An 11,262-nucleotide genomic window follows, 5' to 3' on the forward strand; every position below is an offset into this window, starting at 1 on the left:
GAGTGCGGGTAATATGCACAAAATCGGTTATTGGTATCAGTCTCGCTTCTCTCAAATCTCTCGTTTTAGCGCGTTATATTTCTATTATTTTTCCCTTAAACACCAGACCTTTGCCAAAGATAGAGCGTACCGGCAGCGCCACTTCTTTATTTTTGGCCTTGTTGCGTAACCGATTTAAAATAACATCGATACGGTGCAGATCAGGGATGTCTTCATATTCAAACATCAAATTATGCAGTTCTTCACGCGAGAGCACTTCATTGGCATGGCGGCCTAGGGTATGCATAAAAGTGTATTCTTTAGCAGAGAGTTTGATGTGCTCGCCGCTTGGCGAGCACAATATTTGTGTGGTTCTAAGCAGTTGCCAGCAGTCGGTATTGCTCGATAGAGACAGGGGGCGAGCATGGGGCTGACCTCGTCGCTGCCATAAGGCATTAATTGCCTCGGCCAGTTCGGCAAAGTTGACCGGCTTAACTAAGAACAAGTCGGCTCCTAAACTGAGCCCATGTAACCGCTCTTGTTGTTGTCCGCGGGCGGTCATAATGATAACTCCCAGCCCGCCTATTTTATTTAAGTATTCAACCACGCTGAAACCGTCTTCGCCGGGGAGTTCTAAATCGACCAATACAATATCGGCTTGATTGCCATGGAGCTGTTTCCAAAATATTTCTGCGGATTCGGCTCCCCATACCGAGAATTTTTTATGCTGTAAAAAAAATATCAGCTCTTCACGCAAATCTGCGTTGTCTTCAATAATGGCCACTTTGGGCTGATTATTCTGCATGCGTTAACTTAGCCCTCCTTAGCTAGGGGTAGAATAAATTTAAAGCAGCTACCTTGAGCAGAACTGCTTGCTAGCGATAACTCGCCGTGATGAGCCTGAATAATTTGTCGCGCCACATACAAGCCTAATCCCGCCCCTTGAGCCGCTTGTGCCCCTTGCCGATAGCGATCGAAAATTTCTGTTCCCGTTAAGTTACCTATGCCGGGGCCTTGATCGCAAACAGTAATTATCACCTTTTCAGCTTGTTGACTGCAGTCTACGTGTATTGTGCCGCAGGGCGCATATTTTAGTGCATTGTCAATGACGTTAGATAGCGCAATACGTAACAGGGTGGCATCGGCGATTAAGCCATAATGTGCAGGCTCCCCACTGGCGGTATGGTCTTGCGCGGTAAAGGTTAATTGATGCGGCTCTGAAATCTCAAACAACGGCAGCATGGAATGCAGCAGCTCAAGCAAGTTGATGGGATCTAAGTCCAGATACAGGCTATCTGCGCTCAAACGCGCATCGGCCAAACAGTTATCCGTCAGTTGGATCATGCGCTCAGTGGCTCTTTGTATCTTGTCGTAACGGGAGAGGCGACTCGGTTCCGCAGCTGTTTCCAGGTGATAAAGATTGGTGAGGCTGCCCGTGATCACCGCCAGCGGAGTGCGAAACTCGTGCGACACCATACCGATAAACTGGCGCTGATGAAAACTGGCTTCTCGTTCCGTTTGTAGTTCATGAGCCAGTTGTTTTTTCTCGAGATCTTCGAGTCTCTTTTCTCGAACCCTAAAGATAGCCAGTGCCATTACGAACAACATATTTACTATCAGAGCGTATTGCCATACCAGATAAATTTCACTGCGAAATGGGATCCAGCCCAATACGGAGAACAGGCCAAACAGGCTAGCTAGAATACAGGTGAGGGGGCTGGCGCTGGCGATCAGTATGGGTAAATGAAAACGATTTTTCTGCCACAGATAAAACACGCCCCCAATAAATAAAGTGGCGGCCACTAAGTAGACCAGAGTCTGAATTTTGACCGCCACCGGATAAAGGCCGAAGGGCAACAGTAGTACTAAAGATAATATCAGCACACAACTGGCCTGCAGTATGTTGTGGAGCCAAGGCTGATTTTTTTTAAGGTTAATGGTTTCGGTGCAAAGCCAGAGCAGTAGCGCATAAGAGGTTAACGTTAGGGCGCCGGTCAGATAATGCTGCAACGGCAAGCCCCAGTCGGGTAATAACCAATTAAGGTAGCCTTGTATGCTGGCGACCAGTAGGTAGGTGGATGAAAACGCCGTGGCTGCCCACAATAACCTGCTCTTGAGCACCAGCGCTAATACCAAGGCCAACAGGCTGGAAATGGCCGCTAAGCCAAAGTAGAAGCTCCAAAAATGGGTACTGCGGGTGGCGGTATTCAAAAACTCTCGAGGTGCCCAAAAGCTAGCCTGCAGTAATACAGTACTCGTGGTTTGCACCCGTATCATCATTTCATAGCCAGCAGTACTAGGCGGAGGCAGTACGAACACGGGGTTGCGATAATCGAGATCGGAACGACTCTGTAATAAATCTCCGGTGTGCTTGGTCTCCCAAGATTGTGTTGTGCCGAGCGGGCGATAAAACACCTTAATGTCGTCTATAAAATTGGGCCCCAGCTCTAGCCATCTTTCCTGCTGACCAAAGTCTGCCTTGGATAGCTCAAAACCCAACCAGAAGGTTTTTCTTATATATCCGCGAGAGAAGGTACCCAGCTGATGAGCCGGTAAGCTGTGCAGTGTTTGCGCCGCCTGTTCGGGTAACAGTTCTCCGTTGTCATCTACCAGCACTTTGTAGGCGATGTCTTGCCCCAAAATAAGTGGCATTGCCAGGGCCACAGGACTGACAAACCATAAGAAAAGCAATAGTAAGTGTCTGGCGAGGCACTTACTCAGCGGCGTAATGTTCAATCGAGCGTCTTCCATAACGGGGTTTATTCATTTATTCAGGCATTAGCTTGCTTTAGCCACTCTAAATTCCATGCGGCAGCGTGCTTTGTTGCTGCCCCTTGTGTTGATGCTAATGGCTCTGCTTGGTCTGGGGTTGCTTGGTCTAAGGTTGCTTGGCCTAAGGTTTCAGCCAGCCTCGGCAGCAATTGCTTAAGCTGTTCATCTAGCTTCCACGGCGGATTTAAAATCATCATGCCAGAGCCATACATGCCAAAGTCTTGGGCTTGCTCGCTTACGCTGAGCTCGGCACACAGAATGTCCTTAAAGCCGCTGTTGGCTAAGGCGGTTTTGAGTGCGCCACTGCGGTCTACGTCTTTGGCCAGTAGCGGATACCAGATGGCATAAATACCAATCGGCCAACGCTTGTGAGCTTGGGCCATGGTCTCGACTAGGGTCTGATAATCTTCTTTAAGCTCATAAGGCGGATCGATTAATACCAAGCCGCGTTTAAGCGTGGGTGGCAGTAGGCCAATTAAGCCGGTAAAACCATCTTGATGGTGAATGGTGGGGCCCTTGCTTCTCGCTGAATAGTGCTCCCTTGAGCGTCGGCCTTGGGGGACCATATTCTCACGCAACAACTCTACTTCGTTATTGTGCAGCTCCATCAGCGTCATGCTGTCTTGGGGGCGCTTAAAGTATTCCGCCACCTTGGGCGAGCCGGGGTAGAAGTCGAGTTGCTGCTCTACGCTGCCATCTGTATTCATGGCACTATTCATGGCGCTATTCATAGCAGAGATAGCTGCAAAGTAGCCGGCCAGTTCTGGCCACTGCTCACGGGCTTGCCATAAAGGCGCGATACCGGTCAGGTATTCCGATTTTTTTTGCGTCCACTCATGACTGAGCGCATAACCGCCGGCGCCGGCGTGGGTGTCGATATAGCTAAAGCCTTTATCCTTTACGGATAAAGCCTCTAAAATCAAAGATTGCACCGCGTGTTTAAGCACATCCGCATGATTGCCCGCATGAAAAGCATGACGATAACTGAGCATAAAAAGTCCATATTTAAATGAGATAAAGAAATGAGATAAAGAAATAAGACAAATGAAAATAAGTGAGCCGCTTATGCCGCTAACTTAAGTTGCCAGAGCGGCGCATCGGGTACCTTTAAGAGGCTTAAGTAGGTAAGCAAACCACTGCCGCCGTCTGTGCTGAGCGGTGTTTGGGCGAGCACTTGTATAAGCTCTTGTTGTTGCCAGCATTCCAGCTCTAATTCGTGGCGCAATAAGGCCAAGTAGTCATCGGTGCTGAGCTTAGCTTTAAGTTGACGGCGCAATGTCCGCCACTGATTAAATAGCCCGGCGCGCTGGCGCAATACCGGCAAGAAATGAGTAGGATCTAAGGTCAAGCTGCGTTCTTCCAGCATCACCAGTAGCAATAATAAATTCACGTTGGCATCATAGTCATCTTGCAGTTGCAAGCAAGCGTCAGCCACGCCGGGGCGGGCATAATGCTGCTCACTAAATTGCCAAAATTGCTCGGCGCTCGGAATATTCATCACCTTCCCTCATTGCATCTGCGGTTGTCTATTCGGCTCGTTATTCGCTTTCAGCTTCTAGGGCTTCCAATTGCTCTTGTAATTCTAGCCACTGGGCTTCGGCTGCGGCTAATTGCTGTTGCAAGGGCGCTTGGGCTTGCAGCAATTGCTGCAGCTTGGCTTTTTGCTCGCTGGCATATAGCTCAGGATCCGCCATGGCGGTTTCAATGTCGGTTAACTGCTGCTGAGCCGACTCCATCTGTTGCTCAAGCTTAGTAATGGCTTTACGCATCGGCTGGGTGAGTTGGCGCAATTCTGCTTGGCGGCGTTTTTCGGCCTTACGATTATTCGCCGAGTGCTCGCCTAGGGTGGCGTTGCTCTCGGGCTGCTCGGCTTTATCTTGAGTGACTAACCACTGGTGATAATCTTCCAAATCACCGTCAAAGGGCTCGACTTTGCCGCCATCTACCAGATAAAACTCATCTGTGGTGGCGCGCAATAAATGCCGGTCGTGGGACACTATCACCATGGCGCCTTCGAAAAACTGCAAGGCCATGGTTAGCGCTTCACGCATATCCAAGTCTAAGTGGTTGGTGGGCTCATCCATTAGCAGTAAGTTGGGCTTTTGATAGACGATTAACGCCAACACTAAGCGCGCTTTCTCTCCACCGGAAAAGGGGCCCACCGGCTCTTTTACCTTGTCGCCTTTAAAGTCAAAGCCGCCTAAGTAATCGCGCAGGCTTTGCTCTGTGGCTTTAGGATCTAGACGACCTAAATGAGTAAGGGCCGACTCGTTGAGATCCAAGCTTTCCAGTTGATGCTGGGCAAAGTAGCCCAAGGCAATGCCGCTATTAGCCACTAACTTACCGGATAAGGGCGTTAACTCACCGGATAACAGCTTGATTAGCGTCGACTTGCCGGCGCCATTTCGGCCTAGCAAACCAATGCGCGAACCCGGCACTAGATTGAGCTTAATGTTGGACAAAATCACCTTATCGCCGTAACCGGCAGACAGTTTCTCCATGGTGATCAGTGGGATCGGCAGACTACTGGGTGCCAGAAACTTAAAGCTAAATGGCGAGTCGGCGTGGGCCGGCAAGATGCGCTCCATGCGCTCCATGGCTTTTAAGCGGCTCTGAGCTTGCTTGGCCTTACTGGCCTTATAACGAAAACGGTCCACGTATTCTTGCATATGGGTCAGCTCACGCTGCTGCTTGGCAAACATCGATTGTTGTAAGGCCAATTGTTCGGCGCGCAAGCGCTCAAAGTCTGAGTAGTTACCGGTATATTCATTGAGCTGCTGGTTATCGATATGGATCACCCGATTCACCACCGCATCGAGAAAGTCGCGGTCGTGGGAGATCAGAATTAAGGTGCCAGGATAGCTTTTTAGCCAGCGCTCCAGCCAAATCACCGCATCTAAATCTAAGTGGTTGGTGGGTTCATCGAGCAGCAATAAATCGGAGCGACAAATTAGCGCTTGGGCCAAGTTAAGGCGCATCCGCCAACCGCCGGAAAAAGCGCTCACTGGGCGACTTTGGGTTTCATTGGCAAAGCCTAGCCCGTGCAGTAATTCGGCGGCGCGCGCATGAATATGATAGCCACCGTGGGTGTCGAGTCGGCCGTGTAATTCGGCAATAGCGATGCCATCTCCGCGCTCTTCAGCCAAAACTAGCTCGCTGCATAAGCGGCGATATTCTTGGTCGCCGTCAATCACATAATCCAGCGCCGAGCACTCGAGTGCCGGCGTTTCTTGAGCCACACTAGCCAGTTGCCAATCGGCAGGTAAATAAAACTGGCCATTATCTAAGCTCAACTCGCCTTTAAATAAAGAAAATAAGGTCGACTTACCACAGCCATTTTTGCCGACCAATCCCACTTTTTTGCCGGTGTGAATGGTGGCGCTGGTGTCTTTTAACAGGGGGCGTCCGCCCCTGAGCAGTTCAATTTGGCTGAGGGTTATCATAGAGTCTCAAACATGTGATGGTGATAAGAAAGCATTTTACCTGTTTTTACTGGGCGATTCGCAGCTTTGCTGACTCAAGGCTAACTCGCCAACCAAACACTGCAATTTTGCTCAAATTCGGCGACCGAGTTAAAACCATAACGCTGCACCAGTTGTGTCCAATCGGCACTTTTACCTAACTCGCGCAATATAGTCAGCAAGGTAGTTTGGCGTTTAAAGTCTGCCGGCAACATAGTAAACCGCGACTGAAACTCAGCCTCTTGGGTCTTGGTTAAGTCAAAGTTGACCAAGTTAGCACCGATCATTTGTTGCAGTTTAGACAGTGAAGCCTTGTGTGAAGACGCGCTCAGCGGCTGCGGCGTAAGGTGTTGTAGCTCATCGTGTAATACGCGGCACAAGCGACCGTAAGCGCCTTGCCAATCTGATGGTGAGTCTAATGCGGCGCTTGGCCAGTTTGCCAATCGAGCGCTACCGGCTAATAACAGTGGGGCATCGGTTAATAAGCCCGCTTGGCGCGGTTGTACCAAGCGCGGTGAAAAGGCTAGGCGACTAATGCGGCTGTGCGCTAGCGTGTGCCAAGTGAATAAAGTGTCGGCGGGTAAAAACACCGCATCTTCTTTGCCCAGCACATAAGAATGTGGCCCCAGTTGTAGCAGACCTGCACCTTGATGGACGATAAAGAGCACACCCTTAAGCTGGCGCTGGCGCTTGCCGGGAATTAAGTGAGCGGGCTCAAGAAGCTGGTAATGAATACTGTGTTGGGCGGCTGTGGTCATTGTGATCAGTTCATTTTTGGCGGAGAATTTGTGACAAGGTTGGTTGTTCAGGATAGAAAACATGGTAACCCGTCGTAAAAAACGTTTTATTGCAGGAGCTGCGTGCCCCCAATGTCATGAAATAGACACCATGATGCTGTATCTGGAGCAGGGTGTCGAGAAAGTCGAATGCGTGAGCTGCGGCCACACTCAAAGCCAGACCGCCGAGCAAGTGGCCAAGGCCGGCCAAGGTGAAGTAATTGGACTTTTTAAGCCGGATTAATGAACTAAAAGTAGGAGAGCGTAAAGGGTGAAGTGCAAAGGGTAAAACATAATCCCTGGCTGCAGGGGTGGTGCGTTTCTGTCATCTTCGGTTTATATCGTCCTCTTTACTCTTTCCCCTTCACTCCTCACCAAAACCATGCATTGACGCATTTAAACCGTCTTGGCCATCCTGTATGCTATTACAAAATTCATTAGCAGGTTCTCTTATGAACATTTCTGAAAACAGCGTAGTAACCCTCGACTTCACCGTGACTAACATTGACGGTGAAATCCTCGACACCACAGAAGACAAGCAGCCGTTAGAGTATTTGCACGGTACTGGTTATTTAGTATCGGGCTTAGAAGCCGTGCTAGAAGGCAAGGTAGTGGGTGAAGACTTCGATGTAACCTTAAGTCCAGAGCAGGCTTACGGCGAGCGCGACGACAGCTTAATTCAAACCGTACCCGGTGAGCTGTTTGATGGCATGGAAGTGGCAGAAGGCGACACCTTTGTGGCCGAGACCGACGATGGTCATCGCCCCGTCACCATTATCGAAGTGTCTGAAGAATCTGTGGTCGTAGACGGTAATCACCCACTGGCGGGCATGACGCTGACCTTTAAAGGTGTGGTGCGTGACATACGTGTGGCCACCGAAGAGGAGCTGGAGCACGGTCACGTGCACGGCGAGCATGATCACGACCACGATGATCATGAACACTCAGGCGGCTGCTGCGGCCACCAGCACTAAGAGTCATTTAGTGAGTCGTAAATAAAAAAGGCGCCGAGGCGCCTTTTTTGTTTGATGTGTAAGAGAGGTGTGAAGGGTGAGGAGTTAAACACCGAATTTGTAGGGATAGGTTTATATCTCAGCTTTATTCTCGATGGTTCAGTTTTTTCTTTGTCATATCGCGTAGGCTGATAGCGTACGAAGTCGTTCTCGCCTCACACTTTACCGCTTAAACCGTGCCGAACAAGTTGGCACACTACAAAACACAACTCCTGTTAGTTTGGGAGTTAGCTGATCCTTGTCGCAAATAAAATCTCTTTCAGATTTGATCTTTATTTTTCGTGCGTTCCGTGTTCTTCCGTGGCAAAAATATTGAGTCTTTAATGTCTAATGTTAGTGTCGCTCACGCCTAACAGACCAATCAATAATGCGGCGGCGGTGGCTCGTCGGCTTGGCTGCCAATATTGCTGGGCTGCAGGTCTTTCAGACGTTGCGCCATCATGCTCAGCTGGGCTTGCAAGCGCGCGGTTTGAGCGCCTTGAGCGGTGATTTCTTGGTTGAGCTGCTCTATAGTGTCATCTTGAAACGCGAGTCGTGTTTCCAGTTGCTCTAAGCGTGCCAGAATATCGTTAGTCATGGATTTGATTCTCTAGATTTCTTTGATTCTTTTTAGACAAGGCCCAAGTTTCGCCTAAGCCAGACGAGCTAACGCTATAGATTGCCGTGGCCTTAATCGCCGTGCCGTCAGCTACAGTACCGTTAATAAAAGTGTCGTCGATAAAAGTGGCGTCATACACAATAGCACTGGCGGGGCGTAGATTAGTGTGGATGCCCACTTGCCACTCTTGTAATAGTCGGCCGTTGTCTAGCTGCCATAATTCTAAGCGCCGCGCCGTGCTGCCGGTCAGTATTCTGTTGTGCTTAGCGTCGAGCCGAGCGCTGACAAAAGTTTGGCCGCGATAGGGCACTTGTAACTTTGATAACAGCTCGCCAGAAGGCAATTGACGCACCTCTCCTTGGCCTTGGGCGTCGGCACTAAAAGCGAGCTTACCTTGGGCGTCTAGGCGCACCACAGTCACACTGTTCTCTTGTTGCCATTCGCTTAGTACGCTGGCATCCGTGGTTTGCCACAGTAGCACTTGGCCATCTAAGCTGGCGCTTAACGCGTAACGGCCGTTGGCAGACAGATCGACGGAGTTGATACGATTTTCGCCCTTTAAGCTTTGATGGCCCAGAAACAGCAGTCGTCGACCGGTTTGCAGATCCACAAACTCAACCGTGCCATCTTGATAACCGAGCAGTAAATTACGACCGCCATCACTGAGAGCCAAGGTACGCAGCGATTGAGTGAGCTCATAAAAGCCGAGATTGTGGCCGCCGAGCAACGACCAGATGGCCACGGTTTTCTCGGTGGCGGTAGCGGCATATTGGCTATCCGGTGAGCTGGCGAGCAGGATTATGCTCTCGACCGACTCCCCCTGATACCAGTTATATACCGGCGCCTCTTGGCCCGCACTCCATACTTGCACCGGACTTGGGCCGGTCGCCGTGAGGGTGAAGGCGCCATCTTGCGTGGTTTGCGCGGCTAATACAGAGCCATTAGAGAAGCTAACCTGTGCAAGCGGCCTATCACCGGCATCACAGCCGATAATAGGCAAAAAAGTGACGCATACCATCAGGATAAGCAGGTAAGCAGGTATTTTTATCAGTTTGGGCTTTCGCATCGGCAAGAGGACACGCTAGTATAGGTTCGGTCTGTTAAGCATCTCATTTTCCATGGGATCTTTCCCCTATTCTGGAGTTAATAATGAAAAAATTGTTACAAGTCAGCTTACTTACTTCTGCGGTGTTAATGGGCCTAAGTGGCTGTAATGACGATAAAGCGGCAAGCACGGCACCTGAAGTTGAGAACAAAGCCGCCGCGAGCGAGCTGACCAGCTTCGAAGCTAAATCTGCTTACGCCATTGGTTTGTCTATGGGCCGCTACATTGGCTCTACGCTGGAAAAGCAGCAAGAGCTGGGTGTGAACCTAGACAACGCCACTATTCTTAAAGGCGTGCAAGATGGCTTTACCGATAAGGGCGAAATGAACGATGAAGAAGTTCAAGAAGCACTAACGGCCTACGATACGCACATTAATGAGTTGATCGAAACCCAAGCCAAAGAGCAAGCCGCCAAGAGTAAAGCCGAGGGTGATAAGTTCTTAGCCGACAACGCCAAGCGCGACGGCGTTAAAGTGACAGATTCTGGCTTACAGTATGAAGTATTGACTGAAGGCAAAGGCGCTAAGCCAAAAGCGGAAGACGTAGTAGAGGTGCATTATGTAGGCACGCTCACCGATGGTACTGTGTTTGATAGCTCAGTTGAGCGTGGCGAGCCGGTAAGTTTCCCGTTGAACCAAGTGATCCCCGGCTGGACCGAAGGCGTGCAGTTAATGCCTGTGGGCGCTAAGTACAAGTTTGTTATTCCTGCTGACTTGGCTTACGGCGAATCTGGTGCTAATACCATTCCCGGTAATGCGGTACTGATTTTTGAAGTTGAGTTGCTAGGCATAGAGTCTGACGAGCAAGCAGCACCAGCCGCTAAGACTGACGTTAAAGAAGAAGCGAAAGCCGCAGAGGCTGATATTAACGCCGATGCTAACGTAGCCGAAGACAAAAAAGAGCAAACTAAAGCCGAATAAGCTTAGGTTGCAGAGCGAGAGCTCGGCTCATAATAAAAACGGCGCCTGAGGGCGCCGTTTTTATGTGTGCAATAGAGAGAGCCAAGCGGCGTCTTGCTGCAATAACTGCTCTTTTTTTGCTTTAGTCAGACGCTTGAGCCGTATTTCTAGCTTGAGCGCTTGGGAGTGATTGGCCACCGAGCGCTGCCACACTAAGTTAGCGGGGCGCCGCGCCCACACATAACGCGAGGCGCGCGAGCGTTGTTGATTATGCTCAATACAGCGCCGCTCTGGATTTAGGCTGATACCCGCGTACAAACTGTCATCAGCGCAGCGCACTAAATAGATATGCCATTGTTTTATAGCCATTGTTTTAAGCCTGTGGTGGCGTTTGTGGAATGGCCCCGAATAAGTAGACACTTCTTCAGAGTGAGGAAGTGTATGCAATACCGAACCAAGCGTAAATTTAGTAATGAATTTAAGCGGGAAGCCGTTAGACTCTCTGTTTCATCACCTAAAACATTAGCTGAAATCTCCAGTGAATTAGGGGTGCATCCGAACGTATTAAGCCGTTGGCGTCGGGAGTGGATAATGGACAAACCAGATTCGAAACAGGATAAGCCCGTTAAAAATGAAGGGCCAGATAAAAGCCTTCGTCA

The 11,262-nt window shown here is 49.9% G+C and carries 13 protein-coding genes; 4 read left to right on the plus strand and 9 right to left on the minus strand.

All coding sequences use genetic code 11. The annotated features are described in order from the left end of the window. Window positions 1–73 precede the first annotated feature (73 nt). From ACEN2G_RS01290 to ACEN2G_RS01315, 6 genes are all read right to left on the minus strand, one after another. Window positions 74–784 (minus strand): response regulator transcription factor, encoded by a 711-nt coding sequence (locus ACEN2G_RS01290; protein ID WP_442019644.1) that lies wholly within the window; start codon window positions 782–784, stop codon window positions 74–76. A gap of 8 nt (window positions 785–792) precedes the next feature. After that, a complete protein-coding gene (locus ACEN2G_RS01295) occupies window positions 793–2,631 on the minus strand; it encodes an ATP-binding protein (protein WP_442019645.1) in 1,839 nt (612 codons plus the stop codon). Window positions 2,632–2,750: 119 nt separating this feature from the next. Beyond that, window positions 2,751–3,743, minus strand: coding sequence for a 23S rRNA (adenine(2030)-N(6))-methyltransferase RlmJ (locus ACEN2G_RS01300; RefSeq protein WP_442019646.1), 993 nt, complete (start codon window positions 3,741–3,743; stop codon window positions 2,751–2,753). Window positions 3,744–3,814: 71 nt separating this feature from the next. Further along, window positions 3,815–4,249 carry a TIGR02444 family protein gene (locus ACEN2G_RS01305; protein ID WP_442019647.1) on the minus strand — a complete coding sequence of 145 codons (435 nt, stop codon included), beginning with the start codon at window positions 4,247–4,249 and terminating at the stop codon, window positions 3,815–3,817. A gap of 40 nt (window positions 4,250–4,289) precedes the next feature. Further along, entirely contained in the window at window positions 4,290–6,194 is a 1,905-nt protein-coding gene (locus ACEN2G_RS01310; protein WP_442019648.1) for an ABC transporter ATP-binding protein, read from the minus strand. An 80-nt stretch (window positions 6,195–6,274) separates the two neighbouring features. After that, the gene (locus ACEN2G_RS01315) at window positions 6,275–6,970 is read right to left on the minus strand and encodes a hypothetical protein (protein WP_442019649.1); all 696 of its coding nucleotides are present in this window, start codon (window positions 6,968–6,970) and stop codon (window positions 6,275–6,277) included. A gap of 61 nt (window positions 6,971–7,031) precedes the next feature. Between ACEN2G_RS01315 and ACEN2G_RS01320 the strand changes: the two genes are divergently transcribed. Together ACEN2G_RS01320 and slyD are read left to right on the plus strand one after the other, a co-directional pair. Continuing rightward, window positions 7,032–7,232, plus strand: a complete 201-nt coding sequence (locus tag ACEN2G_RS01320) for a YheV family putative zinc ribbon protein (protein ID WP_442019650.1) — start codon at window positions 7,032–7,034, stop codon at window positions 7,230–7,232. Window positions 7,233–7,440: 208 nt separating this feature from the next. Continuing rightward, entirely contained in the window at window positions 7,441–7,962 is a 522-nt protein-coding gene (slyD, locus tag ACEN2G_RS01325; RefSeq protein WP_442019651.1) for a peptidylprolyl isomerase, read from the plus strand. A gap of 400 nt (window positions 7,963–8,362) precedes the next feature. Here the strand turns inward: slyD and ACEN2G_RS01330 are convergent, their stop codons facing one another. Both ACEN2G_RS01330 and ACEN2G_RS01335 read right to left on the minus strand, forming a co-directional pair. Beyond that, a complete protein-coding gene (locus ACEN2G_RS01330; protein ID WP_442019652.1) occupies window positions 8,363–8,578 on the minus strand; it encodes a SlyX family protein in 216 nt (71 codons plus the stop codon). Beyond that, the gene (locus ACEN2G_RS01335) at window positions 8,571–9,665 is read right to left on the minus strand and encodes a WD40 repeat domain-containing protein (protein WP_442019653.1); all 1,095 of its coding nucleotides are present in this window, start codon (window positions 9,663–9,665) and stop codon (window positions 8,571–8,573) included. The genes ACEN2G_RS01330 and ACEN2G_RS01335 overlap by 8 nt, the downstream gene beginning before the upstream one ends. An 83-nt stretch (window positions 9,666–9,748) precedes the next feature. Here ACEN2G_RS01335 and fkpA point away from each other — a divergent pair, with 83 nt between their 5' ends. Then, window positions 9,749–10,624: an FKBP-type peptidyl-prolyl cis-trans isomerase gene (gene fkpA / locus ACEN2G_RS01340; RefSeq protein WP_442019654.1), complete on the plus strand. Its 876-nt coding sequence runs from the start codon at window positions 9,749–9,751 to the stop codon at window positions 10,622–10,624. Window positions 10,625–10,684: 60 nt separating this feature from the next. Here the strand turns inward: fkpA and ACEN2G_RS01345 are convergent, their stop codons facing one another. Then, a complete protein-coding gene (locus ACEN2G_RS01345; protein WP_442019655.1) occupies window positions 10,685–10,972 on the minus strand; it encodes a GIY-YIG nuclease family protein in 288 nt (95 codons plus the stop codon). A 72-nt stretch (window positions 10,973–11,044) separates the two neighbouring features. On the opposite strand from ACEN2G_RS01345, the gene ACEN2G_RS01350 reads away from it, so the two are divergent. Next, window positions 11,045–11,262, plus strand: a 218-nt coding sequence (locus tag ACEN2G_RS01350) for a transposase (RefSeq protein WP_442019656.1), incomplete at its 3' end; no start/stop codon positions are given.

Source organism: Oceanisphaera sp. W20_SRM_FM3 (assembly GCF_052119705.1).
Lineage (GTDB): Bacteria > Pseudomonadota > Gammaproteobacteria > Enterobacterales > Aeromonadaceae > Oceanimonas.